This is a genomic window from Microbacterium natoriense, assembly GCF_030816295.1.
In the GTDB taxonomy this organism is placed as follows: Bacteria; Actinomycetota; Actinomycetes; order Actinomycetales; family Microbacteriaceae; genus Microbacterium; species Microbacterium natoriense_A.
Map to the genome: position 1 here is coordinate 2,208,644 of NZ_JAUSXV010000001.1, position 26,034 is coordinate 2,234,677.

General features: G+C 68.4%; 21 protein-coding genes. 16 read left to right on the top strand and 5 right to left on the bottom strand.

Going from position 1 to position 26,034, the window contains the following annotated elements:
* Positions 1–158 precede the first annotated feature (158 nt).
* From QFZ53_RS10135 to QFZ53_RS10170, 8 genes are all read left to right on the top strand, one after another.
* Positions 159–1,823: an ABC transporter substrate-binding protein gene (locus tag QFZ53_RS10135; RefSeq protein WP_307295950.1), complete on the top strand. Its 1,665-nt coding sequence runs from the start codon at positions 159–161 to the stop codon at positions 1,821–1,823.
* 38 nt (positions 1,824–1,861) lie between these two features.
* Positions 1,862–2,860 (top strand): ABC transporter permease, encoded by a 999-nt coding sequence (locus QFZ53_RS10140; protein WP_292905323.1) that lies wholly within the window; start codon positions 1,862–1,864, stop codon positions 2,858–2,860.
* Positions 2,853–3,836, top strand: coding sequence for an ABC transporter permease (locus tag QFZ53_RS10145; protein ID WP_307295952.1), 984 nt, complete (start codon positions 2,853–2,855; stop codon positions 3,834–3,836). The genes QFZ53_RS10140 and QFZ53_RS10145 overlap by 8 nt, the downstream gene beginning before the upstream one ends.
* Positions 3,833–4,690: an ABC transporter ATP-binding protein gene (locus QFZ53_RS10150; RefSeq protein WP_307295954.1), complete on the top strand. Its 858-nt coding sequence runs from the start codon at positions 3,833–3,835 to the stop codon at positions 4,688–4,690. The genes QFZ53_RS10145 and QFZ53_RS10150 overlap by 4 nt, the downstream gene beginning before the upstream one ends.
* Complete coding sequence (locus QFZ53_RS10155; RefSeq protein ID WP_307295956.1) at positions 4,687–5,544, top strand: ABC transporter ATP-binding protein; 858 nt, start codon at positions 4,687–4,689, stop codon at positions 5,542–5,544. Before QFZ53_RS10150 ends, QFZ53_RS10155 begins: the two co-directional genes overlap by 4 nt.
* A gap of 100 nt (positions 5,545–5,644) precedes the next feature.
* Positions 5,645–6,781, top strand: a complete 1,137-nt coding sequence (locus tag QFZ53_RS10160) for an ROK family transcriptional regulator (RefSeq protein ID WP_307295959.1) — start codon at positions 5,645–5,647, stop codon at positions 6,779–6,781.
* Positions 6,782–6,818: 37 nt separating this feature from the next.
* On the top strand, positions 6,819–8,075 hold the full coding sequence (locus QFZ53_RS10165) for a family 4 glycosyl hydrolase (RefSeq protein WP_307295961.1): 1,257 nt from the start codon (positions 6,819–6,821) through the stop codon (positions 8,073–8,075).
* On the top strand, positions 8,072–9,085 hold the full coding sequence (locus QFZ53_RS10170; RefSeq protein ID WP_307295963.1) for an N-acetylglucosamine kinase: 1,014 nt from the start codon (positions 8,072–8,074) through the stop codon (positions 9,083–9,085). The genes QFZ53_RS10165 and QFZ53_RS10170 overlap by 4 nt, the downstream gene beginning before the upstream one ends.
* Positions 9,086–9,149: 64 nt before the next feature.
* Here the strand turns inward: QFZ53_RS10170 and QFZ53_RS10175 are convergent, their stop codons facing one another.
* A complete protein-coding gene (locus QFZ53_RS10175) occupies positions 9,150–12,827 on the bottom strand; it encodes a multifunctional oxoglutarate decarboxylase/oxoglutarate dehydrogenase thiamine pyrophosphate-binding subunit/dihydrolipoyllysine-residue succinyltransferase subunit (RefSeq protein WP_292905310.1) in 3,678 nt (1,225 codons plus the stop codon).
* A 160-nt stretch (positions 12,828–12,987) separates the two neighbouring features.
* Between QFZ53_RS10175 and QFZ53_RS10180 the strand changes: the two genes are divergently transcribed.
* The 3 genes from QFZ53_RS10180 (at position 12,988) to QFZ53_RS10190 (ending at position 16,932) form a co-directional block, all read left to right on the top strand.
* Complete coding sequence (locus QFZ53_RS10180; RefSeq protein WP_307295967.1) at positions 12,988–14,442, top strand: GuaB1 family IMP dehydrogenase-related protein; 1,455 nt, start codon at positions 12,988–12,990, stop codon at positions 14,440–14,442.
* Between the two features lie 121 nt (positions 14,443–14,563).
* Positions 14,564–15,874, top strand: a complete 1,311-nt coding sequence (locus tag QFZ53_RS10185; protein ID WP_307295969.1) for a hemolysin family protein — start codon at positions 14,564–14,566, stop codon at positions 15,872–15,874.
* Positions 15,871–16,932 carry a hemolysin family protein gene (locus QFZ53_RS10190; RefSeq protein ID WP_307295972.1) on the top strand — a complete coding sequence of 354 codons (1,062 nt, stop codon included), beginning with the start codon at positions 15,871–15,873 and terminating at the stop codon, positions 16,930–16,932. Before QFZ53_RS10185 ends, QFZ53_RS10190 begins: the two co-directional genes overlap by 4 nt.
* 18 nt (positions 16,933–16,950) lie before the next feature.
* Here QFZ53_RS10190 and QFZ53_RS10195 read toward each other — a convergent pair whose 3' ends face one another.
* Entirely contained in the window at positions 16,951–18,018 is a 1,068-nt protein-coding gene (locus tag QFZ53_RS10195) for an NADH:flavin oxidoreductase/NADH oxidase (RefSeq protein ID WP_307295975.1), read from the bottom strand.
* Positions 18,019–18,074: 56 nt separating this feature from the next.
* Between QFZ53_RS10195 and QFZ53_RS10200 the strand changes: the two genes are divergently transcribed.
* The 5 genes from QFZ53_RS10200 to QFZ53_RS10220 are packed head-to-tail and all read left to right on the top strand — an operon-like array spanning position 18,075 to position 22,323.
* Positions 18,075–18,920, top strand: coding sequence for an ADP-dependent NAD(P)H-hydrate dehydratase (locus QFZ53_RS10200; protein ID WP_307295976.1), 846 nt, complete (start codon positions 18,075–18,077; stop codon positions 18,918–18,920).
* Positions 18,917–20,152 carry a hypothetical protein gene (locus QFZ53_RS10205; RefSeq protein ID WP_307295977.1) on the top strand — a complete coding sequence of 412 codons (1,236 nt, stop codon included), beginning with the start codon at positions 18,917–18,919 and terminating at the stop codon, positions 20,150–20,152. The genes QFZ53_RS10200 and QFZ53_RS10205 overlap by 4 nt, the downstream gene beginning before the upstream one ends.
* Before the next feature lie 2 nt (positions 20,153–20,154).
* Positions 20,155–20,487, top strand: coding sequence for a thiamine-binding protein (locus QFZ53_RS10210; RefSeq protein WP_307295980.1), 333 nt, complete (start codon positions 20,155–20,157; stop codon positions 20,485–20,487).
* A 9-nt stretch (positions 20,488–20,496) separates the two neighbouring features.
* The gene (locus QFZ53_RS10215) at positions 20,497–21,717 is read left to right on the top strand and encodes an MFS transporter (protein ID WP_307295982.1); all 1,221 of its coding nucleotides are present in this window, start codon (positions 20,497–20,499) and stop codon (positions 21,715–21,717) included.
* A 9-nt stretch (positions 21,718–21,726) separates the two neighbouring features.
* A complete protein-coding gene (locus QFZ53_RS10220; protein WP_307295985.1) occupies positions 21,727–22,323 on the top strand; it encodes an NUDIX hydrolase in 597 nt (198 codons plus the stop codon).
* On the opposite strand, the gene metX is transcribed toward QFZ53_RS10220, so the two are convergent.
* The 3 genes from metX to QFZ53_RS10235 form a co-directional block, all read right to left on the bottom strand.
* Positions 22,309–23,517, bottom strand: a complete 1,209-nt coding sequence (gene metX, locus QFZ53_RS10225; protein ID WP_307295987.1) for a homoserine O-acetyltransferase MetX — start codon at positions 23,515–23,517, stop codon at positions 22,309–22,311. The genes QFZ53_RS10220 and metX overlap by 15 nt on opposite strands.
* 46 nt (positions 23,518–23,563) lie before the next feature.
* Positions 23,564–24,385 carry an endonuclease/exonuclease/phosphatase family protein gene (locus QFZ53_RS10230; RefSeq protein WP_307295992.1) on the bottom strand — a complete coding sequence of 274 codons (822 nt, stop codon included), beginning with the start codon at positions 24,383–24,385 and terminating at the stop codon, positions 23,564–23,566.
* A 239-nt stretch (positions 24,386–24,624) separates the two neighbouring features.
* Positions 24,625–25,947, bottom strand: coding sequence for a bifunctional o-acetylhomoserine/o-acetylserine sulfhydrylase (locus QFZ53_RS10235; protein ID WP_307295996.1), 1,323 nt, complete (start codon positions 25,945–25,947; stop codon positions 24,625–24,627).
* Between the last annotated feature and the right edge of the window lie 87 nt (positions 25,948–26,034).

The window sequence follows — 26,034 nt, forward strand, 5'->3', positions numbered from 1 at the left end:
CCGGGCGGCGTCAGCCCCGCGCGGTGGTTAGAAATAATCTTTACAAAATAATCGGAAAGGTCTTTACCGGAAAGAACCTTTACTATAACCTCGCTTCGAGACGGACTTCATCCGCTCTGCTCGACAACAGTCAACGAAGCCCTTGAGACGAGGTTCCCATGCTCGACAACCGCTGGAGGAAGACCCTTCCTCTCGTCGCCGGCGCCGCCGCGCTCGCGCTCGCGCTCGGCGGATGCGCCCCCGCCGGCGACAGCCCGTCCGAAGATCGACCCCTGCGCATCTGGTCGGGGTCGATGACCCCCATCGCGAACAACTTCAACCCGTTCGCGGTCGACACGGCCACGCACATGACGTACGGCGCGATCTACGAGCCGCTGTTCTTCTTCAACCAACTGTCCGCAGACGACCCCGTCGGCCTCATCGGGGACTCCTACGAGTTCAACGCCGACGGCACAGTGCTCACCATCAAGATCAAGCCCGACCTGAAATGGAGCGACGACAAAGACCTCACCGCCGAGGACGTCGCGTTCAGCCTCGGGTACGCGTCCAACCTCGACCCCGACATGGTGTCGGCCGACGCGACAGACGCGACGACCGTCGTGGTCACGTACAAGACCCCGAAGTTCACGTCCACGTCGATGATCCTCGGCTCCACATGGATCATCCCCGAGCACATCTGGGCCGACATCACCGACGTCCTCGCAGAGACCAACCCGAACCCGATCGGCTCGGGCCCGTACAAGCTCAAGGCATTCACGGAGGCGGCGTACACGCTCGAGGCGAACCCGCTGTTCCGCGAGGGCGAACCCGATGTCAAAGAGGTGCAGGACGTTGGCATCGACTCGAATCAGTCGTCCGAGGATCTGTTGAAGACGGGCAAGCTCGACTGGGTGGGGCAGTTCGTCGCGAATCCTGACGGGATCACCTCGAACGGGCACATCAGCACGATGAATCAGCAGCAGGACCCGACGGTGATCACGACGTGCGCCGACGTCTCCCTCGGCTGCGAGGGCGCGCAGACCGACCTCGCAGTGCGGCAGGCGCTGAACGTCGCGATCGACCGCGGCGCCATCACCGACAAGGCGTTCGCGGGCCTCTCCGGAGTCGCCTCGCCGAGCTTCGCCCTGCTGCCTCGCGACGAGAAGTGGCTCGGCGATGCCGAGCTCGCCGAGAGTCCGCAGGAGGCGGATGCCGCTGCTGCGGCAGAGATCCTCGAGGCTGCGGGCTACACGAAGGACGATGATGGGTTCTACGGCAAGGGCGGGACGCCGATCGAACTCGATCTCTTCTCGCCGGACGGGTGGACGGACTACAACGACGCAGCCAAGCTGATCAGCGCTCAGGCGGCGAAAGCGGGCATCCGTGTCAACGCGCGCACGGTCTCCGAAGCCGAGTACTGGAGCCAGGTCGCGAACGGCCAGTTCCAGCTCGCGCTGTACGGTCTGACGCAGTCGCTCGTGGCCGATCCCTACTCGAACTACGACCAGTACTTCGCCACACCCGCCACCGCCGAGGTCGGACAGACCCCCGAGAAGGGCCAGAACTACGCCCGATACACGAACCCGGTCGTCGATGCCGCGGTCGTCCAGGCCGGCAGCACCCTCGACGAGGCCACGAAGAAGACCGCCTACACGACGATCCAGACGGAGATCGCGCGCGACCTTCCGTACATCCCGGTGGTGCTGAACGCCTCGCAGTCGTTCTTCAACACCTCGGACTTCACCGGGTGGCCGACCACCGACGACATGTACGCGGCGCCGCTGCCGTATCTGTCCACGGCATCCGCCGTCGTCCTGACGCACCTGCGTCCGGCGAAGAAGTAGGGAATTCCCGTGGATCGATCCCTGGAGAGGAGGATGGCATGAAGTTCTGGATCCGCCGCATCGTGTTCTATCTCGTGACGCTCTGGGCAGCCATCTCCCTCAACTTCCTCCTGCCCCGCATCCTGCCGGGTGACCCCGTCGCGATCATGTTGGGAAAGCTCCGCCGCGGCGGACGTCAGCTGTCGCAGGAGACGGTCGACGCCGTCACCGCACTGCTCGGAGGCGACAAGGGATCGAGTCTGTGGGAGCAGTACCTCGCCTACTGGGGTCGGATGCTGCACGGTGATCTCGGCGTCTCCTCGACCCGATACCCGACCCCGGTGGGCGAGCTCATCGGCCAGGCGCTGCCCTGGACGGTGACGCTCGTGGGAGCGGCCACCATCATCTCGTTCGTCCTCGGCATCATCGGCGGGGCGTGGGTGGGCTGGTTCCGCGGCACCTGGGTCGACCAGTTCGTGCCGGTCACCACCTTCCTGCAGTCCGTTCCGTACTTCTGGCTGGCGCTCGTTCTGGTGGCCGTGTTCTCGGTGCAGCTCGGGATGCTGCCGATCATCGGCGCCTACGACGTGTTCGAGTATCCGTCGGGGCCGGAATGGAGTCTGCCGTTCTTCGGAAGCGTGTTCGTGCACGCTCTGCTGCCCGCCGCAACGATCGTCATCTCTTCGGTCGGCGGCTGGCTCCTGGGGATGCGCAACATGATGGTGCAGACCATGGCCGAGGACTATGTGCTCACGGCCGAGGCGAAAGGGCTGAGGCCGTCCCGCATCCGCAGCGCCTATGCGGCACGCAACGCGTCGATTCCGAGCCTGGCAGGATTCGGAATCGCGCTGGGCTTCGTCGTGGCCGGTTCCATCGTCACCGAGCAGGTCTTCAGCTATCCGGGCATCGGCAAGCTGATGATCCAGGCGGTGCAGGGACTCGACTACGCCCTGATGCAGGGTGTGTTCCTGGTGATCACGCTCACGGTGCTGGCCGCCAACTTCCTCATCGACCTCCTGTACGGCTTCATCGACCCGAGAGTGCGACGCAATGGCTGATCTCCTCACGGCGCCTGCCGACACCACGCAAGCGTTGGCGGTGTCACGAGCCCGGCGGACCCTTCCCCCTCTGTCGGGCAAGCTGATCACCGGCATCGTCATGATCGCGGCGATCGTGGTGTTCGGTCTCGTGGGCCCGCTGCTCACGCTCGATCCGCGGGACGCGGGCTTCGACCCGCTGCTGCCGCCGAGCCTCGCGCACCCTTTGGGCACGACGAAGCTCGGCTACGACGTGCTCGCCCAGGTCGCTGTCGGCACGCAGGGGTCGTTGTTCGTCGGCGCGGTCGCCGGTGTCGTCGCGCTGCTGCTGGCCCTGATCTTCGGTGTGCTCGCCGGGTACTTCGGAGGAGCTCTCGACGAGATCCTGATGCTGCTGACGAACATCATGCTCGTGATCCCCGGTCTGCCGCTCGTCATGGTCATCGCGGCCTACGTGCAGCACACCGAAGGGCTCGGAGCGCTGGCTCGCAGTTCGCTGCTCGTCGCGCTCGTGCTCGGGATCACCGGATGGGCAGGGTCGGCGGTCGTGCTTCGGGGCACGGCCCGCTCGTTGCGGACACGCGACTACGTCGCCGCCTCCGTGGTCGCTGGGGAGCGGCCGATGCGGGTGATCTTCGTCGAGATCCTGCCCAATCTCGTGCCGCTGCTGGCGGCCCAGCTCATCTTCGGCGTCATCTTCGCGGTGCTGGGGGAGGCCGGTCTTTCCTATCTCGGTCTGGGGCCGACGGGATCGATCACGCTGGGGACCGTGCTCAACGATGCGCAGACGGGCCAGGCCGTCGGCAGCGGCGCGTGGTGGTGGTTCGTGCCGCCGGGCGCGATCATCGCTCTGATCGGCACGGGGTTGTCTCTCATCAACTTCGCGATCGACGAGATCGTGAATCCGAAGCTCCGGCTGGCGCCCGCCGCGGCCCGCCGCCAGCGCCGTGCCCGTCGCTCCGGGCGAGGCATCGGCGGAGAGGAGGCCATCGCATGAGCGTTCCCGAGGCCGTTCTGACGGCGCGGAATGTATCGATCGAATACGAGGTGGATCCGCCTGTGCAGGCCGTGCGAGACGTCTCGCTGACGTTGAATCGCGGTGAGATCCTCGGACTCGCAGGAGAGTCCGGGTGCGGGAAGACGACGCTCGCCTATGGCATGAACCGCCTTCTCAAGGCGCCGGCGCTCATGACGAGCGGGTCGATCACCTTCCACGACCGCTCAGGGACCGACATCGACGTCGTGGGTCTCGACGGAGAGGGTCTGCGGGCGTTCCGGTGGGACAAGATCTCGATGGTGTTCCAGGGGGCGATGAACTCGTTGAACCCCGTGATCGACGTGCGGGCGCAGATCTTCGACATCTTCGACACGCATCGTCGGGGGATGTCGCGGCGGGACAAGCAGGCGAGAGCGGAGGAGCTGCTCACGCTCGTCGGGGTCGACCCTGCTCGATTGTCGTCGTTTCCCCATGAACTCTCCGGTGGCATGCGGCAGCGCATGATGATCGCGATGGCGTTGGCGTTGGATCCGCAGGTGATGATCATGGACGAGCCGACGACCGCGCTGGATGTCGTGGTGCAGCGTGGAATCATCCGAGAGATCATGCGGCTGCGGGAGCGGCTGGGATTCGCGGTGATCTTCATCACGCACGATCTGCCGATGCTGATCGAGATCAGCGACCGGATCGCGGTGATGCTGCAGGGGCAGATCGTCGAGGAGGGCACGGCGGAGGAGATCTACCGGTCTCCGCAGCACGAGTACACGAAGCGGTTGCTCTCGAGCTTCCCGTCCCTGACAGGTGCGCGGGGCGACTTCGTGCGTACGGGTGCGAGCCAGGAGGGCGTTCGATGAGCATGAAGACGGCAGCAGGGACATCACCGGCCTTGGAGGCGCGGAACCTCGTCAAGGACTTCCATCTGCGCTCCGGCTTCCGCACCACAGCGCTGCACGCGGTCAAGGACGTGTCGTTCACTGTGGCGTCGGGGAAGACGGTCGCGCTGGTGGGGGAGTCGGGCTCGGGGAAGTCGACGATCGCGCGGATGCTGATGAAGCTGGAGACGCCGACATCGGGGCAGATCCTGCTGGACGGGAAGGCGACGGGCAGACGAGGGCGAGAGCTGGCCGCGTATCGATCCGAGGTGCAGATGGTGTTCCAGGATCCGTTCGCGTCCCTCAACCCGTTCCACACGATCGTTCACCATCTGGAGCGTCCGATCCGCATCCACCATCCGCGGCTGACGGGAGCTCAGGTCCGCGAGCGGGCTCTCGAACTCCTCGAGCGGGTGCGCCTCTCCCCGGCCGAGTCGTTCGCGGATCGACGACCGCACGAGCTGTCGGGCGGGCAGCGGCAGAGGGTGGCGATCGCGAGGGCGCTCGCCCCGGGGGCGCGATTCATCGTGGCCGACGAGCCCGTGTCGATGCTGGACGTGTCGATCCGGCTCGGAGTGCTGAATCTGCTCGCCGATCTTCAGCGGGAAGAGAACCTCGGCGTCCTGTACATCACCCATGATCTTGCGACCGCCCGCCACTTCAGCGACGAGATCATGGTGCTCTACAAAGGCGACGTCGTCGAGCGGGGCCCCGCGGACGAGGTCATCCTGAACCCTCAGCACGACTACACGAGGACCCTTCTCGCCGCTGCACCCGAACCCGAGAATCTCGGACGTCTGCGCGACGAGGTCCGCGCCGAACTCGGCGGCCTCTGACACCGCACTGATTCGAATCGTGCCGACGCCCCGCCTTCCTCCCGAGGGCGCGCCGCTCGAGCGACTCGCAGTACACCCACCAGCAGCGAAAGGAGCAACCATGTCGCAGATCGACCCCGGGACATCGTCGTGGCTGCGCCTGCGCAACGACCGCGAGGCGCTGCGGCTGTTCCTCGAGCACGGCGCTCTCACCCGCAGCCGCCTCGGCGAGCTGTCGGGGATGTCGAAGCCGACCGCGACCCAGATGATCGCACGGCTCGAGCGCGCCGAACTGCTCCACCCCGTCGGCGAGGTCGCCGGCAGCCGCGGTCCCAGCGCGGTGAGCTGGGGCGTTCGCGACGACCAGGTCACCGGAGTCGCCGTGAACATGCTCGACGACGGCATCCAAGCGGTCCTCGTCGATGCGCTCGGTGCCGAGCATCCGACCGTGGAAGTGCCCACGCACGGCGAGCATCGTTCGCCCGAACGAGACGTCGGACGCGCGATCCAGGCCGCCTGCACCGCGTCGCGCGTGGACCGTCGCACCGTCGAGACGGTCGTCGTCGGACTCCAGGCCGCCGTCAGCGGCGACGCCGACACGCTCTCGCTCACGGACTCGCTGCCCGGCTGGCCCTCTTCCGGTTCCCGAGCTCGGATCGAGACCGGACTCGGCGTCTCTGCGATGCTCGAGAACGACGTCAATCTCGCGACGATGGCTGAGCGTTCGTTCGGCGTCGCCCAGGAGGCCGGCAGCTTCGCACTCCTGTGGATCGGCGTGGGTCTCGGTATCGGCATCGATCTCGACGGCGTCATCCACCGCGGAGCCCATGGCGGAGCGGGCGAGATCGGCTATCTGACCGTCTCGGCAGGCCCTGGTGAACCGGGGGCGGTGACGACGTCCCTGCTCGGCTCCGCGTTCGTGTCGGAGCTGGCGGGTGCTCCCCGGTATCCGGCGGGGTTGGCCGCGCTCGCCGACGACGACGGCGCACTGCGAACGATCGCCGAGCGGATCTCCGTGACGATCGAGCCCGTGCTCGCGGTGCTCGACCCCCAGCTGGTCGTGCTGGGCGGTCCCACCTCGCTGGCAGGCGGCGGGCGTCTGGCGGAACTCGTCGCGGCGCGCACGCGCAGCGACGAGCGCCCGATGCCGGAGGTCCGCCTCAGCAGCACCGGCGACAGCGCCGTGCTCGCCGGCGCGCGCAGTCGCGTCGTCGAGCAGATCCGCACCCGCCTCGAAGACCGAATCCCCACGCAGTGACCACCGGTCACGAACACAGAGAGCACAAGGAGAGCAGATGAAACTCGCCATCGTCGGCGGTGGATCGACCTACACCCCGGAGCTGATCGACGGCTTCATCCGGCTTCAGAAGGAGCTTCCGATCGAAGAGCTCGTCCTCGTCGACACCGATCAGACGAGGCTCGATCTGGTCGGCGGCATGGCACGACGCATGTTCGCCCGTGGCGGCCACCCCGGTCGCCTGACGACGACGAGCGATCTCGTCGCCGGTGTCTCCGATGCGGATGCGGTGCTCGTCCAGCTGCGCGTCGGCGGTCAGGACGCCCGCGAGCAGGATGAGAGCTGGCCGCACGACGTCGACTGCATCGGCCAGGAGACGACGGGCCCCGGCGGGCTCGCGAAGGCGCTGCGCACGGTTCCGGTGGTGCTGCGCATCGCCGACGTCGTGCGAGCGCATGCCAAGCCGGACGCCTGGATCGTCGACTTCACGAATCCGGTCGGCATCGTCACCCGCGCGCTCCTCCAGGCAGGTCACCGTGCCGTCGGGCTGTGCAACGTCGCCATCGGGTTCCAGCGCCGGTTCGCGGCGGAGGCGGGTGTCGAGGCCGATCGCGTGACGCTCGCCCACGTGGGCCTGAACCACCTCACCTGGGAGCGTGGTGTCTTCGTCGACGGCGTCGACACGCTGCCCCGTGCTCTCGAGACGCGCCTCGGCGAACTCGCCGACGAGGTCGAGCTGGCTCCTGCGCTCCTGGCGCAGCTCGGCGTGATCCCCTCGTACTACCTGCGCTACTACTATGCGCACGACGAGGTGCTGCACGATCAGAAGCACGCGGCCACGCGGGCGCAGGAGGTGCGGGCGATCGAGCACGAGCTGCTTGCGATCTATGCGGATGCCGCCGTCGACACCAAGCCCGAGATCCTCGAGAGGCGCGGCGGTGCGTTCTACTCCGAAGCGGCGATCGAGCTTCTCATCGCGATCCGCGGAGGGACGGATCTGCCGCGCGTGGTGAACCTGCGCAACGACGGTGTGCTGCCCTTCCTGCCAGACGATCACGTGATCGAAGTACCCGCCCGACACGTCGGCGGCCGTTTCGTGGCCGAGCCGGTCGCGGCTCTGCCCGACGACATCACCGGGCTCATCAGCGCGGTCGCCGGGTACGAGCGCCTCGCCCTCGACGCCGCGCTCCACGGCGGGCGCGACCGGGTGCTGCGCGCCATGCGCGCCCATCCGCTCGTGCTGCAGCACGAGCGGGCCGAGAAGCTCACCGATCTGCTGCTCACGGCGAACTCCCGATTCCTGGAGTGGGCGTGACCTGCGAATCCGATCTGATCCTCGCAGTCGACGGCGGCGGCTCCAAGACCGACGTCGTACTGCTTGACACCGACGGCGCCGTGCTCGCGTGGGAGCGCGGGCACGGTTCGAGCCCGCAACTCGAGGGACTCGACGAGTCGGTGCGCATCATCGACGCGCTCGTCGACCTCGTGCTCGACGGTCGCGACACTCGGCGCCTGGCGCATGTCGGGCTCTACCTCTCCGGCCTCGACCTGCCCGATGAGATCGACGCGTTCCGTAGTGCGATCGAGCATCTGCCCTGGGCTCGAGGGCCGCACGTCGCCGAGAACGACCTGCACGCCTTGCTCAGGGCGGGCACCGACGCGGCGGACGCGGTCGCCGTCATCTGCGGCACCGGCATGAACGCGATCGGCGTCCGCAGCGACGGCGCCGTCGTGCGGTTCCCCGCCCTCGGCCCGCTCTCCGGCGACTGGGGCGGAGGGAGCGAACTGGGCGACGCCGTCGTCTGGCATTCCGCACGGGCGGAAGACGGCCGAGGCCCGTCGACGAGTCTGCACGCGATGCTTCTCGACGCGGTCGGTGCTCCCAGCGTCAGCGCGCTCATCGAAGATGTGCACCTGGGACGGCGCGACGACGGTTTCGCGCGGCTCGCCCCGCTCATCTTCGACGCGGCGCTGGCAGGCGATGCGGTGGCACGCGGTGTCGTGCAGCGACAGGGCGACGAGGTCGTCTCGTACGTCGCGGCCTGCATCGCACGTCTGGGATTGCAGGACCAGGACGTGCCCGTCGTGTTCGGCGGCGGGGTCGCACGGGGCAGGGATCCGCTGCTGCTCGAGAGCATCGCAATCGGACTCGCAGAGCGGGCGCCGCGTGCGAACCTGGAGATCGTCGACGCTCCGCCCGTGCTCGGTGCTGCTCTGCTCGCACTCGGCGACGGGGGAGCGGATGCGGCCGCGCTCGCGCGCGCGGCGGCTTCTCTGAGCACGGATGAGCGGTTCTCTCAGCGGCTGACGGCATCCGTGCGCTGACCTGGAGCGCAAGAAAGGGCGCCTCGACCTTCCCGGTCGAGGCGCCCTTTCGTGTACGTGCGGGTCAGCCGAGGGTGAGCGCTTCGCGCAGCAGTGCCGCCTGCTGTGCAGCGTGCACCTTCGAAGAGCCGGTGGCGGGCGAGGCCGACGCGGGCCGCGAGACGGGGCGGAAGGTGCGGTCGCCGGGAACATCGGCGAATGCGAGGGCGAGGAACGGCCAGGCCCCCTGATTCTCGGGCTCCTCCTGAACCCACACCAGCTCGGCGTTCGGGTACGAGTCGGTGATGGCCTTCAGCTCGTCGATCGGCGTCGGATACAGCTGCTCCAGGCGCACCAGCGCGATCTCGGGGTTCGGGTTCTTCTCGAGTTCCGCGCGCAGATCCCAGTGCACCTTGCCGGAGTGCACGAGCACGCGCTTGACGGCGGAGCGGTCGAGACCGCGGTCGTCGTCGAGCACCGGCTCGAATCGACCGCGGGTGAACGCCTCCACCGGGCTCGTCGCACCGCGCAGGCGCAGCATGGCCTTGGGCGTGAACACGATCAGCGGCTTGCGGGGCCGGGCGTAGGCCTGACGACGCAGCAGGTGGAAGTGCGATGCCGGAGTGGACGGACGTGCGACGATCATGTTCTCCTGCGCGCACAGCTGCAGGAAGCGCTCGATGCGGGCCGACGAGTGGTCGGGTCCCTGGCCCTCGTATCCGTGGGGAAGCAGCAGCGTCACGCTGGACTGCTGGCCCCACTTCTGCTCGGCCGCCGAGATGTACTCGTCGATGACCGACTGGGCGCCGTTGACGAAGTCGCCGAACTGCGCCTCCCACAGCACCAGCGCCTCAGGCGCCTCCACCGAGTACCCGTACTCGAAGCCGAGCGCGGCGTACTCGCTGAGCAGCGAGTCGTAGACGAAGAAGCGGCCCTGCGAATCCGACAGGTTCGACAGCGGCAGCCACTCCTGACCGTTCGCACGGTCGTGCAGCGTCGCGTGGCGCTGCACGAAGGTGCCGCGGCGCGAGTCCTGACCGGCGAGACGCACGGTGGTGCCTTCGACGAGCAGCGAGCCGAAGGCGAGGAGCTCGCCGAAACCCCAGTCGATCCCGCCGTTGCGGCTCATGTCGAGACGCTTGTCGAGCAGCTGCTGGATCTTCGGGTGCACAGTGAAGCCCCCGGGCTTGTTCACGAACGCGTCGCCGATGAGCTGGATCACCTCGTTCGGAACGCCGGTGATCTCGGGGGCGCCCACCTGCTCGTCGACCGGCAGCAGATCGGGAGCGATCGGAGTCGCACCCGTCTCGGCCGCGTGCGTCTCGGCGAATGCGATCTCGAGGCGGTTCTGGAAGTCGGCCTTGGCCTGGTCGTACTCCTCCTCGGTGATGTCGCCGCGGCCGACGAGCGACTCGGTGTAGAGCTTGCGCACCGAGCGCTTCGCCTGGATCAGGTCGGTCATCAGCGGCTGGGTCATCGAGGGGTCGTCGCCCTCGTTGTGACCGCGGCGGCGATAGCACACCAGGTCGATCACGACGTCTCGATGGAAGCGCTCGCGGTATTCGAACGCCAGCTGAGCGACATGGATGACGGCTTCGGGGTCGTCGCCGTTCACGTGGAAGACGGGGGCCTGGATCGTCTTGGCGACGTCGGTGGAGTACACCGAGGTGCGACCGTCGTTCGGCGTGGTGGTGAAGCCGACCTGGTTGTTCACGACCACGTGGATCGTGCCGCCCGTGCGGTAGCCGCGCAACTGCGACATCTGCAGAGTCTCGACGACGACGCCTTGGCCCGCGAAGGCCGCATCGCCGTGGACGAGGATGGGCAACCAGGTGAACGTGCCGATCGGCTTGCGGTCCTGCTTGGCACGCACGATGCCCTCGAGGACGCCGTCGACGGTCTCGAGGTGCGAGGGGTTCGCTGCGAGGTAGACGGGCAGTTCGGCGCCGTCCTCGGCGACGAAGGTGCCCTCGGTGCCGAGGTGGTACTTCACGTCACCGGAACCGCGCTGGTTGCCCGGAGTCTGGTGACCCTCGAACTCCTGGAACACCTGGCCGTAGGTCTTGCCGGCGATGTTGGTGAGGACGTTCAGGCGTCCGCGGTGGGCCATGCCGATCGCGGCGCCCTCGAGGCCCGCGTTCGCGGCGCCCTGGAGGATCTCGTCGAGCAGCGGGACGAGGGATTCTCCGCCCTCGAGCGAGAAGCGCTTCTGCCCGACGAACTTCGTCTGCAGGAAGGTCTCGAACGCCTCGGCCTCGTTGAGCTTGCGGAGGACCCTCAGCTGCTCGTCGTGGCCGGGCTTCTGGTACTTGACCTCGACCTTCTCCTGGAACCACCGGCGCTGCTCGGGGTCCTGGATGTGCATGTACTCGATGCCGAGGGTGCGGCAGTAGGAGTCGCGCAGCACGCCGAGGATGTCGCGGAGCTTCGCGATGCGCTTGCCGCCGAAGCCTCCGGTGACGAACTCGCGATCGAGATCCCAGAAAGTGAGGCCGTGATTCTCGATCTCGAGGTCGGGGTGCGAGCGCTGCACGTACTCGAGCGGGTCGATGTCGGCCATCAGGTGCCCGCGCACGCGGAACGAGTTGATGAGCTCCTGCACCCGGGACTGCTTGTCGACGCGCTCGGCGAGGTCGACCGCGATGTCCGGGTTCCAGTGGATCGGAGCGTAGGGGATGCGCAGAGCGGCGAAGATGTCCTCGTAGAAGCCGCGCTGTCCGATGAGCAGCTCGTGCACCTTCTTCAGGAACTCGCCCGATCCGGCACCCTGGATCACGCGGTGGTCGTAGGTGCTGGTGAGCGTGATCGTCTTGCCGATCGCGAGCTCGTTCAGCGTCTTCTCGCTCGCGCCCTGGAACTCGGCCGGGTACTCGAGCGCGCCGGCGCCGATGATGCAGCCCTGACCCTTCATCAGACGGGGAACGGAGTGCACCGTGCCGATGCCGCCTGGATTGGTGAGCGACACCGTCGTGCCCTGGAAGTCCGCCGCGGTCAGCTTGTTGCCGCGGGCACGGGTGACGAGGTCCTCGTAGGCGATGAGGTACTCGTTGAACGTCATGGTGTCGGCGCGCTTGATGCTGGGAACCATGAGGGCGCGGGTTCCGTCGGGCTTCGGCAGATCGATCGCGATGCCGAGGTTGACGTGCGCCGGGGCGACGACCGACGGCTTGCCGTCTACTTCGGCGTAGAACACATTCTGGCTGCGGAACTCGTCGAGAGTGCGGATCAGCGCCCAGCCGATGAGGTGCGTGAAGCTGATCTTGCCGCCACGGGTCCGGGCCATGTGGTTGTTGATGACGATGCGGTTGTCGATCATCAGCTTCGCGGGCACCGTGCGAACGCTGGTCGCGGTCGGAACGGTGAGCGACTCGTCCATGTTCGCCGCGAGGGTCTTGGGCAGGCCGCGCAGCGGGGTGACCTTGTCCTCGTCGACGGGGGCGGCGACGGAGCTGGCTTCCTTCACCGCCGGCTTGGGAGCCTGGGCGGGGATCGGAGCGGATGCGGCCGGCTTGGCGGTCGTGCGGGCGACGGGCTGGGCGCCGATGACCGGGATCGGGGCGGTCACGGGGTGAGCGGTCTCGGTGGGAGCGGCCTGACGAGCGGAGGATCCGGCCGTGTCGGCCTCGTACTTCTCCAGAACCGGCCACCACTCCTTGTCGACGGAGTCGCGGTTCGTCTTGAACTGCTCGTAGAGCTCTTCCACGAGCCAGGAATTGGCTCCGAACCCCCCGTCGCCCCCGCCGCCGGTCACCTGGTTCGACACGCTCGATCGCCCTCTTTCATCGCTGAATCTCACATGTGCTCGCGCAGGCGCAGGATGCGCTCGGGTCTGCACACTCTCGACCATCAAGCCTAACGTGTTTCCATCGCCGATTCGTCGCGACGGCGCGCCACGCGGCGGCATATCTCGCTACCGTGGAGACATGGAGTTCGCAGGCAAGCAGCCCACCGTCGATCTGACCTATTCGGACGTCTTCCTGGTGCCACGCCGATCGGGTGTCACGAGCCGCCTGCAGGTCGATCTGACCCCGCACGACGGCACGCCGGCGACGCTGCCGCTGGTGGCCTCCAACATGAACTCCGTCACCGGTCCTCGGATCGCCGCCGTGCTGGCCCGTCGCGGTGGGCTCGGCGTGCTGCCTCAGGACATGCCTCTGCAGGATCTCGACGCGGCGATCCGTGACGTGAAGTCGCAACCCGTGCTGTGGGACACGCCCATCGTTCTGCCTCCTTCGGCGTCCGTGGCGGATGCTCTCCGGCTGCTTCCGGCGACGGCAGGGCACGGCATCGTGGTGGCGACGGGCGACGCCCCGTACGACGTCGCGGCGATCCTCGGCATCCTTCCGGCCACCAGGCTCGCCACTGCGCTGCTCGATGCGCAGCTCGGCGACCTCGTGCACGCGGGCACCCCGGCGCTGGACGCGGACGACATCGGTTCGGAGCGCCACGCCTTCGACGTGATCACCGAGGCGGGCGTCGAGATGGTCTCGGTCGTTCACCACGGCCATCTCGTCGGAACGCTCAGCGCACGCAGCGCCCTGCGCTCCACGCTGTACGGTCCGGCTCTCGACGCCGACGGCCGCCTCGCCGTCGCGGCGGCGATCGGCATCAACGGCGACGTCGCGTCGAAGGCTAAGGCCCTCGCAGGTGCCGGCGTCGACGTGCTCGTCCTCGACACGGCCCACGGCCATCAGGAAGGGATGCTGCGTGCGCTGTCCGAGGTGTCCGCTCTGGGCCTGGGGCTTCCGATCGTCGCCGGCAACATCGTCACGGCCGAGGGCGTGCGCGACCTGGTCGAGGCGGGGGCATCGATCCTGAAGGTCGGCGTGGGCCCGGGGGCCATGTGCACGACCCGCATGATGACGGCGGTCGGCCGCCCGCAGTTCTCGGCGGTCCTCGAGACCGCAGAGGCTGCTCGCGAACTCGGCGCCCACGTCTGGGCCGACGGAGGAGTGCGCTATCCGCGGGACGTGGCCCTGGCGCTCGCCGCGGGAGCGGCATCCGTCATGATCGGGTCGTGGTTCGCCGGCACCATCGAGGCCCCGGGCGAACTGCAGCGCGACACCGACGGCCGCCTCTACAAGGAATCGTGGGGGATGGCCTCGACGAAGGCGGTGCAGGCGCGCTTCGGCCGCCTCGACGCGTACGAGCGCGCCCGCAAGGAGCTGTTCGCCGAAGGCATCTCCTCGTCGAAGATCTACCTCGACCCGTTGCGCCCCGGGGTGGAGGACCTGCTCGACATGATCACCTCAGGCGTCCGCTCGTCCTTCACCTACGCCGGCGCCTCGTCGGTGCCCGAGTTCCATGAGCGCGCGCACGTGGGTCTCCAGTCCGCGGCCGGATACGAAGAGGGCAAGGCCCTGCCGGTGAGCTGGTAGGAGCCCCGGCATCCGCCCCTCACACAGCCGGATTCGGTACAATCGTGACCACCATGGACGACCCTCCCAGTTGCAGTAGATCGCCCCATCGCCCGCCTCTCGATAGCGAGAGGAGACTCTGATGGATTACATCCTTCTGGGCGTGGGGCTTCTGCTCACGATCGGGACCGGCCTGTTCGTCGCGAGCGAGTTCGCTCTGGTCAATCTCGATCGTGCCGATCTCGAAGCTCGCCGAGCACGCGGCGAAACGAGGCTGTCGCTCACGATCGGCGCACTCCGGCACACATCCACGCACCTCTCGGCTGCACAGCTCGGCATCACGCTGACGACTCTCCTCACCGGTTACACGATGGAGCCGGCACTGTCGAATCTCCTGCGGCCGACTCTCACGGCCTGGAACATCCCCGAAGCGGCCATCGCTCCCATAGCGACCATCGTCGCGATGGTCGTCGCGACAGCGCTGTCGATGATCCTGGGCGAACTCGTCCCGAAGAACTTTGCGCTGGCGCTGCCGCTCGCGACGGCGAAGCTCGTCATCCCGTTCCAGGTCGCGTTCACGACCGTGTTCAAGCCGGCTGTGATCGTGCTGAACGGCAGCGCCAACGGCGTCTTGCGCGGGATGGGCATCGAGCCCAAGGAAGAGCTCTCGGGTGCGCGCACCGCTGAGGAGCTCTCCTCTCTCGTGCGTCGTTCGGCGAGCGCCGGTGTGCTCGAGGAGGACACCGCCACCCTGCTCGATCGCACTCTGACCTTCGCCCGTCTCACAGCCGCCGACGTGATGACTCCTCGCCCGAGCATGCATGCGATCGCTGCGGGGGATTCCGCGGACGACGTCATCCAGCTCGCCCGCCGCACGGGGCACAGCCGCTTCCCGGTGTACGACGACGACCTCGACGACATCACCGGCGTCGTGCACCTGAAGGCGGCGATCTCCGTGCCGCGTGACCGCCGGGCCGAGGTGCCGGTCGGCGCCCTGGCCACCGAGCCGCTGCGCGTGCCCGAGACGGTGCACGTCGACGGACTCATCTCCGAACTGCGCGCCCGCGGCTATCAGCTCGCCGTGGTGGTCGACGAGTACGGCGGCACGGCGGGACTGGTCACACTCGAAGACCTCGTCGAAGAGATCGTCGGCGAGGTCTCGGACGAGCACGATCGCACCAGGGCCGGAGTGATCGTGGGCCGAGACGGCGTCACGTTCCCCGGCGAGCTGCGCCCGGACGAGCTGCGCAGCCGCGCCGGCGTCGACGTGCCCGAGGGCGACGTGTACGACACCGTCGCCGGCTACGTCATGAGCGTGCTCGAGCGCGTTCCTGTCGTGGGCGACGAGGTCCCCCTCGATTCCGGGCTCCTGCAGGTCGTGCGGATGGACGGCCGTCGTATCGACCGCATCCGCTACGTCCCGAGCGCGGACACCGAGGGGGTGGAGCGATGAGCGACTGGGCAGGAATCGTCTGGCTCGTCGTGCTGCTGCTCGGCAACGCCTTCTTCGTCGGCGCAGAGTTCGCCGTCATCTCCGCGCGCCGCTCGCAGATCGAGCCCCGTGCCGAGATGGGCTCACGTCCGGCCAAGACCGCGCTCTTCGCGATGGAGCATGCGACGCTCATGCTCGCGACCTCGCAGCTGGGCATCACGATCTGCTCGCTGCTGATCCTGAATGTGTCGGAGCCTGCGATCCACCACCTGCTTGCGGCGCCCATGCACGCCTTCGGATGGGCGGATGCCGCGGTCGACGCGGTGTCCTTCGCGATCACGCTTCTCATCGTGTCGTTCCTGCACGTCGTGTTCGGCGAGATGGTGCCCAAGAACCTCGCCTTCTCGGTTCCCGATCGCGCCGTGCTGCTGCTCGCCCCGCCGCTGGTGTGGGTGTCGAAGGTCTTCATGCCCGTCATCTGGGTGCTGAACGCCTCGGCGAACGGCGTGCTGCGTCTCTTCCGCGTCGAACCGAAGAACGAGGCAGCGTCGACGTTCACGCTCGAGGAGGTGGCCACGATCGTCGATCAGTCCCGCCGCGAGGGCATTCTCGCCGACACGGCGGGTGCGGTGGCTGCGGCCGTGGAGTTCACGGACAAGAAGGCCCGCGACATCGCAGTGCCGCTGAGTCAGCTCGTGACGCTTCCGCCGTCGACGACGCCGGATGACATCGAGAAGGCCGTCGCGCGCTACGGGTTCTCGCGATACGTGATCGTCGACGAGACGAGCGCGCCGATCGGCTACGTGCACCTCAAGGACATCCTGCGCGCCTCGGACGGTCCGAACGCCGCCGCGAAGCTCGCCGAACCCGTGCCGGCCAAGCGCATCCACCACATGGTGCCGGTGCAGGAGGACACGGATCTCGAGGACGCGCTCGCCCTCATGCGCCGTGCAGGTCGCCACCTCGCGAAGGTGCGCGACGCTCACGGCGAGACCATCGCGGTGCTCTTCCTCGAGGACATCCTGGAAGAGCTGGTCGGCGAGGTCCGCGACGCGACCCGTCGGGTGCGCGGTCACTGACCGCGCACCCGAACCGGGTCAGCGCCAGCGTGCGCGCTCGTACTGGGGCGGCCAGGCCACCTCGGCGTCGAGCTCGTGCGCGGCACGGAGCGCGAAGTGCGGATCACGCAGCCATTCACGACCGGCGAAGATCGCATCGGCCCGGCCCTCGACGAGCACCTGCTCGGCCTGGGCCGCCGCCGTGATCAGCCCCACGGCCGTGGTCGGGATCCGGCCGCCCTGGCGGACGGTCTCGGAGAGCTCGACCTGGTAACCGGGGAACACGCTGATCTGCTGGTGGGCGACGAGCCCGCCGCTGGAGACGTCGATGAGATCGGCGCCGTGCTCCTCGGCCCAGGTGGCGACGGACGTCGCCTCCTGCGCGTCGAAGCCGCCGGGGGCGTGGTCGGTGGCCGAGATGCGCACGAACAGCGGCACGTCGGCGCCGACCTCGCCGCGCACGGCATCGACGACGCGCAGCAGCAGGCGCGCCCTGTTCTCCAGCGTTCCGCCGTACTCGTCGGTGCGGAGATTTGACAGGGGAGACAGGAACTGGTGCAGGAGATAGCCGTGCGCGCCATGGATCTCGATGACGTCGAACCCGGCATCCACCGCGCGACGGGCCGACGCGGTGAAGGCTGCCACGATCTCTTCGATGCCGGCGGCGTCGAGGGCGACCGGCTCGGCGAATCCTTCGAAGGCCACAGCCGAGGGCGCAGCGGTCGTCCAACCGCCGTCCGAGGCGGGGACCGAGCCGCGGTCGGCCGCCCAGGGCCACCAGGTCGACGCCTTGCGACCGGCGTGGGCGAGCTGGATCCCGGCCTGCGCCCCGCGGTCGTGGATCGCCTGCACCACGGGAGCCCAGGCATCCCGCTGCTCGTCGTTCCACAGTCCCGCATCGCGCGGCGAGATGCGCCCCTCGGGGACGACGGCGGTCGCCTCGGCGACGACGAGGCCCGCGCCTCCGGAGGCGAACTGGGCGAGGTGGGTGTGATGCCACTCCTGCACGACGCCGTCGACGGCGCTGTACATGCACATCGGCGACACCCACAGGCGGTTGCGGAACGTGACGGATCTGATGGTGGAGGGGGAGAAGAGGATGCTCACGCTTCGACGGTAGTGTCTTCGCGACCGGGTGAGGGCCGTCGCACTAACGTGGAGTCATGGTCGATGTCCGCACCTGGTCGCGCAGCGACACCGTGCAGTTCGTGCATGTGCCGACGCCGAGTGACGACAAGTACTCGCGTGGAGTCGTGGCGCTGCGCACGGGGTCGGCCGCGTACCCCGGAGCTGCGGTGCTCGGGGTCGAGGCGGCATGGCGCACCGGCGCCGGATTCGTCCGGTACGTCGGCCAGGAACGGCCGGCGGATGCCGTGCTGGCCCGCCGTCCGGAAACCGTCGTCGGCGCTGACGCCGGACGTTCGCGCGTCGGCGCCTGGGTGATCGGGTCGGGCACCGACCCGGCGGAGCGCACCGACGACGAGAGCCGGGCCCTCCGCGAGATCCTCGCCGGCGACGTTCCGGTCGTGATCGACGCCGGTGCACTGGATCTGGTGACCGGCGCAGCCGCTCCTTTCGTGATCACCCCGCACGCGGGAGAGTTCGCGCGTCTGCAGGAGACCCTGCGTCTGCCGGCCGCGACGGGGGAGAGCCGCGAAGACGCCGTCGTGCGGGTCGCTCGAGCGGTCGGCGGCGCAGTTCTGCTCAAAGGCTCTCGCACGCTGATCGCCGATGAAGCCGGCGTCGTCCTCGCCGTCGAGGAGACCACCTCGTGGCTGGCGACGGCCGGCACCGGCGACGTGCTGGCCGGAGTGATCGGCGCCGTCCTGGCAGCGAACCCCGCTCGTCCCATCGCGGAGGCCGCTGCGGCAGGCGCCTGGCTGCACGGCCGGGCCGCGCGGATCGCCGCCGGAGTCATCGGAGCCGGCGTCGTGGGCCGCGGTCATCCCGTGGTCGCTCTCGACGTGGCGAGGGCTCTGCCCCGAGCCGTCGGGGACGTACTCGCGTGACGCGCTCGGGCAGCGCGCGCACGGCTGTCCTGTGGACCGCCTTCCTGCTCGTGCATGCGGTGGTCGCCGTGGCCGGATGGATCTTGCCCAGCCAGCCGATGGGCGACGTCGTGCTCGTGTACGAGCCCTGGGCGACGTCGGCTCTGAGCGGCGGGCCGATCGTCGGCGTCACCGAGACCTGGGTGTACCCGCAGCTCGCGCTTGTGCCCATGCTCGCCGCGAAGATCCTGTCGCTGCCTCTGATCGGCGGCCTGGGCGCATCCGGGGCCTACCTGATCGCCTGGGCGCTCATGATCACCGTGCTCGACGCGCTTGCTTTCGGAGTTCTCACGAGGCGCAGCTCGGCCCAGCCACGCCGGATCGCGGCGTGGTTCTGGTGCGCCGCACTGCTGTTCCTCGGTCCCATCGCGCTCTACCGCATCGATGCGGTCACGGTGCCGTTGGCGGTGATCGCCGGGTTGTGGCTCACGCGCCGACCCGTCATCGCGGCCGCGCTGCTCACGGCCGGTGCGTGGATCAAGATCTGGCCGGGTGCGCTGCTCGTGGCGGCCATCGTCGCAGGCAGGGCGCGGGTCCGGATGCTCTTCGCCGCCGCCCTCGTGACCGCCGGAGTCGTCGCCGTCCTCTTCCTGCTCGGCGCCCGCGCCGAGATCTTCGGCTTCCTCACAGAGCAGACCGGGCGAGGGCTGCAGATCGAGGCCGTGGCGGCGACGCCGTTCCTCTGGCTCGCGATGACGGGAGGCGCACGCATCGAGTACAGCTTCGACATCCTCACGTTCCAGATCGTCGCCCCCGGTGCGGATGCCGTCGGCTCCGTGCTCACACCGCTCATGCTCCTGGTCGCGCTCGCCGTGGCCGCGATCGGGGCGGTCAAGGCGGTTCGGCGAGCCGCGTTCTCTCGGCTGTTCCCGCCGCTCGCCCTGTCGCTCGTCGTGGCGTTGATAGCCGTGAACAAAGTCGGCTCGCCGCAGTTCCAGACCTGGCTCTTCGCCCCGGTGATCCTCTGGCTGGTGCTCGATCGCACCAGGGCGAAGGTTCCCGCGGCCATCGTCCTCGCGCTGGCCGCTCTGACCTGCCTGGTCTACCCGCTGAACTACGACGCTCTGCTGCGGGCCGAGTTCCTGCCGATCCTCATGCTGAGCGTCCGAAACATCCTGCTCCTCGTCCTTCTCATCGTCGGCATCCGCGCTCTCGTGCGCGTGCCATCCACCCCACCCGCAGTCAAGGAGTGACCATGCTCATCGCCTTCTCCGTCGCACCCAGCGGCGCCCCGTCAGACGGCTCGGACCGCGACGACGCCTCCGTGCACGACGCGGTCGCCGCCGCGGTCAGAGTCGTCCGGGAATCCGGACTCCCGCACCGGACGACCAGCATGTTCACCGAGGTCGAAGGCCCCGATTGGGACACGGTGATGGATGTCGTCAAGCGGGCGACCGAAGCCGTCATGCCCTTCGGGTCACGCGTGTCGCTGGTGCTGAAGGCCGACATCCGTCCCGGATACTCGGGAGAGCTCGACGCGAAGATCGAACGCCTCGAGCAGGCGATCGACGAATCTCCCGACCGGTAGCATGGACAGGTGAATCCCTCGACTGAATCGAGGGGTGCGGCGAAGAGGGCGCTCCTCTCCCTCGCCATCGGCAGCTTCGGAATCGGCATGACCGAGTTCGTCGTCATGGGCCTTCTGCCCGACATCGCGACCGACCTTCTCCCGACGCTCTGGGCATCCAGCCCCGAAGACGCTCTCAGCCAAGCAGGCTGGCTGATCTCGCTCTACGCACTCGGCGTCGTCGTCGGAGCCCCGACCATCGCCGGGTTCGTCGCGCGTTTTCCGCGGCACCGCGTCATGATCGCCCTCGCGCTCGCACTGACCGTCTTCAACGCGCTCACGGTCGTGCTGCCCAGCTTCGAGCTGGTCGGCGCGTCGCGCTTTCTCGCCGGCCTGCCGCACGGCGCCTATTTCGGCATCGGCGCCCTGGTCGCCGCCGACGTCATGGGACCGGGGAACCGGGCCAAGGGGGTCGCCTTCATCCTCACCGGACTGACGATCGCGAACGTCGTCGGCGTGCCGTTCGGGACGTTCCTCGGTCAGCAGTGGGGCTGGAGGGTCGCGTTCGGCGTGGTCGCGGGCGTGTTCGCTCTAGCGACCCTCTGCATCGCCTTCTTCGTGCCCGAGCATCCGGGGGAACCTGGCCGGACGATGCGAGCCGAGCTGCGCGTCTTCCGGATCCGGCAGGTGTGGTTCGCGCTCGGCGTCGGCGCGATCGGGTTCGGCGGCTTCTTCGCCGTGTACAGCTACATCGCCCCCGTCGTCACCGACATCGCCGGCTCGCCCGAATGGGTCGTTCCGATCGTGCTCGTGCTCATGGGACTCGGCATGACCGCGGGCAACCTCGTCGGCGGTCATCTCGCCGACATCAGCGTCAAGCGCACCCTGCTGCTCGGCCTCGCGGTTCTCGCGGCGGTGCTCGTGCTGCTGGCCCTGTTGTCCTTCTGGATCGTGTCGCTCGCGATCATGGTGTTCATCGTCGGCTTCGTCTCGTCGGTGCTCAGCCCGACGATCCAGACGCGGCTCATGGACGTCGCCGAGGACAACCAGTCGATCGCGGCGGCGCTCAACCACTCCGCACTGAACATCGGCAACAGCCTCGGCGCGTTTCTCGGCGGCGCGGTCATCGCCTTCGGCTGGGGCTTCACCGCGCCCGCCTGGACGGGCGCGGCCCTCGCGCTCGCCGGTCTGCTGATCGCTGTGGTGTCGTATCGTGCGGAGCCCGTCCGGACGGCTCAGGTCCGGTCGTAGAGTGTGGGGATGGACGTCCCCGAAGAGCTGCCGGTCGCCGGAACCGTGGTCCTGTTGCGAACCGGAGAGCACGGCCTCGAGGTGCTGCTGATGCGCCGCCCGGAGCACGGATCGTTCGCCGGAGCGTGGGTGTTCCCCGGCGGCAGGATCGAAGAGATCGATCGGATGCCGGGAGCGGGGGAAGTCGACGATGCCAGGAGAGCGGCCATCCGCGAGACGTCCGAAGAAGTCGGTCTCGACGTCGGCGAACTCGTCGTGCTGTCGAGCTGGACGCCGCCTGAGGGCATCCCTCGGCGCATCCGCACCTGGTTCTTCCTTGCCAGGTCGTCAGCCGGCGAGGTGCGTGCCGCGGCCGCCGAGGTGGTCGAGCACGCGTGGATCACGCCGGACGAGGCGCTGCGGCGCCATGCGGCGGGGGAATGGATCCTGTTCCCGCCCACCTGGGTGACGCTGCACGATCTGCGCGCCTTCCGCGACGCGGACGCCGCACTCGCCGGGGCGGACCAGGCGAGGTTCTACGTCACGCGGATCGAAGGGACGACCTTCCGCTGGGAAGGTCTCCGGCTGGAGACGCAGACGCTGCCGTGGACTCTAGCTGTCGAGTAGCCGGCTGAGATGCCCGCCGACGGCATCCGTCTCGATGAGGAAGCCGTCGTGGCCGAAGTCGCTGGTCAGCACGACCGCCTCGTTGCCGTCGAGGGTGTTCGGGATGCTGCGTGCGATGCGATGCTGTCCGTCGACGGGGAATAGCCGGTCGCTGTCGATCCCGAGGACGAGCGTCTTCGCCGTCACCGTGCGCAGGGCCTCCTCGACTCCGCCGCGGTCGCGCCCGACGTCGTGCGAATTCATCGCCTCGACGAGAGTCACATAGCTGTTCGCGTCGAAACGGCGCGTGAACTTGTTGCCGTGGAAGTCGAGGTACGACTCCACGGCGAAGCGTCCGCCGTGGCCGAGGGGTGAGACGTCGGACTGCCAGGAGCGCTGGAAGCGCTGGTTCAACTCGATCGGGCTGCGGTAGTTCAACAGCGCCATGCGGCGCGCGAGCGCGAGACCCTTGTGGGGCCCGTCGCCGTCGGCGAGGTCGTAGTACTCGCCGCCTTGGAACCTCGGATCCATGCGGATCGTCTCAAGCTGCACAGTGTTCAGAGCGATCTGATCGGCCGTGGTGATCGGAGGCGACGAGAGAACGGCGAGACGCTCGACCCGTTCGGGATGCATCAGCGCCCACTCGAGGGCGTGCATGCCGCCCATCGATCCGCCGATGACCGCCGCCCAGGCGTCGATGCCGAGGGCATCGGCGAGGCGCACCTGCGCCGCCACCTGGTCGCGGATCGTCAGATACGGGAAACGGGAGGCCCACTCATAGCCGTTCGGCGCGATGCTCGCGGGGCCGGTCGACCCCTGGCATCCGCCCAGCATGTTCGGCGCGATCACGAACCACCGTTCCGTGTCGAGCGGTGCACCGGGTCCGACGATGTCCTCCCACCAGCCGGCGGTGGGGTGTCCCGCTCCCGCGTCCCCGCGGACGTGGCTGTCGCCGGTCAGAGCGTGCAGCACGAGTATCGCGTTGTCGCGCGCGGCGTTCAACTCGCCCCAGGTCTCGAATGCGACGCGGATGCCGGGCAGCTCGGCGCCGCTCTCGGTCCGGAACGCATCGGAAGACAGGAACTTGCGACCTCCTGCCGGGTCGCCGTCGCGCCAGGCGCCGGTCGCCGGCGGCCGCGCGCGGAGCAGGCGGACGTCGGCCTCCGTCACCGGCGCCGAGGGCACCGTATCTTCCGAAGTCGTCTGCCAGTCCATGGTTCCATTCTCGCCCGCCGAGGGCGCAGTCCGGCGAAGGTTACGCCTATCCGTCGACCACGGTCTTCGTCGCGAGGTGGTCGCTGTTGCCGGCGTGAACCGTCGTCGACGAGAGCACGGTCACTCCGCGCGCGAAGACCTGGTCGATCCTTGTGAGCGGGAAGGCGGCGGGCCAGGTGAGGCCGAGGGAGCCGTCGGTCGGCCTCACCCAGTCGAGCCCGGTGCGCAGGGCGTTCATGGCGGGGTCGGTGGATGCGGCGTTGAAGTCGCCCACGACGACGAGCGCGTCGGCCGGGTCGGCGGTCACGGTGCGGGCGAGGCCGGCCAGCATCGTGTCGCGCCCGTCCTGGTGACCCGGTCGGACCGAAGCGGCGTGCAGCACGTAGAGCGCGATCTCGGATTCCGGGCCCTCGACGGCGACTCGGAGAGCGCGCTTCCAGTCGAGTCCGAGCGTGAGAGGTTCGGCCGCCACGATCGGGTACCTGCTCCACACGCCGACCGTGCCGACGGCGTAGGAGTGCGGATAGCGCTCGGCGAGGGCCTCGGACGCGGCCCCGAGGCTGTCGCCGTCGAGCTCGACGAGGGCGATCACGTCGGCTCCCGATGCGGCGAGCTCCTCGGCGGACGCTCCGGCGCCACCGGAATGCGCGCGCACGTTCTGACTCACGATCGTGAGCGGGGCCGCGCTGGACGTCGTCGCCGGAGTCGGCAGGGAGGGGGCGATCGCGACGGCCCAGACGACGACCGGGATCAGGACGAGGAACAGCATGCGCCGGGCGAAGACGATGGCGAGCACGACGGCGCCGAGCAGAGCGACCCCCAGCCAGGGGAGAAGGGCTGCCCCGGCGGTGCCGATGGCTCCGGGCACCCAGGTGCAGACGACGGCGAGGAGCAGGCAGACGCTGGTGATCGCGAGAAGTCGCGCGGCTCGTCTGGGTGTTCGTCGAGCGGCGAGGGGCTGTGGTGCAGGTTCGATCAGTGGCTCCTCCGTGCGGGGATTCCATTCTCGCCGGGAGCGCCTGTGCTCCCGCCGAGCACGAGGCGCCGGCCGAACGCAGCGGTGCCCCGGAGCGAGATCCGGGGCACCGCTGCGTTCGAACGCGAAGATCAGGCGCGAGCGGCCTCCGACACGCGGCGAGCCGCGGCGAGAGCCTGATCGAGATCGGCCTTGAGGTCGTCGACGTTCTCGATGCCGACCGACAGACGCACCAGGCCAGGGGTGACGCCGGCGGTGAGCTGCTGCTCGGGGGTGAGCTGTGCGTGCGTGGTCGACGCGGGGTGGATGACGAGCGAGCGCACGTCGCCGATGTTGGCGAGGTGACTGAACAGCGAGAGGCTGTTCACGAACTCGCGACCGGCCTCGACACCGCCCTTGAGCTCGAAGGACAGCACGGCGCCGACGCCCTTCGGGGCGTACTTGTTCGCCGCGGCGTACCAGGGGGAGGAGGGCAGTCCCGAGTAGTTGACCGTCGCGACGTCGTCACGGTTGTCGAGCCACTCTGCGATCTCCTGTGCGTTCTGCACGTGGCGCTCGATGCGCAGCGACAGCGTCTCGATGCCCTGGATGAGGTTCCAGGCGCTCTGCGGCGCGATGGCCGAGCCGAGGTCGCGGAGCAGCTGCACGCGGGCCTTGATGATGTAGGCGAGCGGGTCGCCCACCGCGGCGGTGTAGCTCGCACCGTGGTACGAGGGGTCGGGGACCGTGAGGCCCGGGAACTTGTCGACGTTCTTGGACCACTCGAAGGTGCCGCCGTCGATGATCGCGCCGCCGATCGTGGTGCCGTGGCCGCCGAGGAACTTCGTGACCGAGTGGACGACGATGTCGGCGCCGAACTCGAACGGGCGGATCAGGTACGGGGTCGCGATCGTGTTGTCGACGATGAGCGGAACGCCGCTCTCGTGCGCGATGTCGGCGACGGTGCGGATGTCGAGCACGTTGATCTGCGGGTTGCCGATCGTCTCAGCGAAGAACAGCTTGGTGTTCGGACGGACGGCGCGACGCCACTCTTCGGGGTCGTCCTGGTTCTCGACGAAAGTGACCTCGATGCCGAGCTTGGCGAGCGTGTACTTGAACAGGTTGTACGTGCCGCCGTAGATCGAGCTCGATGCGACGAAGTGGTCGCCGGCTTCGGCGATGTTCAGGATCGCGAAGGTCGAGGCCGCCTGTCCGCTGGAGAGCACCAGCGCACCGGTTCCGCCTTCGAGGGCGGCGAGGCGCTGCTCGAGCACGTCCTGCGTGGGGTTCTGGATGCGGGTGTAGATGTTGCCGAACTCCGCGAGCGCGAAGAGGTTGGCCGCGTGGTCCGCGCTGTCGAACACGTACGAGGTGGTCTGGTAGATCGGCGTCGCGCGAGCCTTGGTCACCGGGTCGGGAGCGGCGCCGGAGTGGATCTGCTTGGTCTCGAAACGCCAGGTCTCGGGTGCGGACATGATGTTCCCCCTGGAACGTCGAAGCGGGTGGGTGGCGGGTGCCGTTGCTGAGAGAGTACGGAAGAACGTCCGGTGTCAACAACGGAT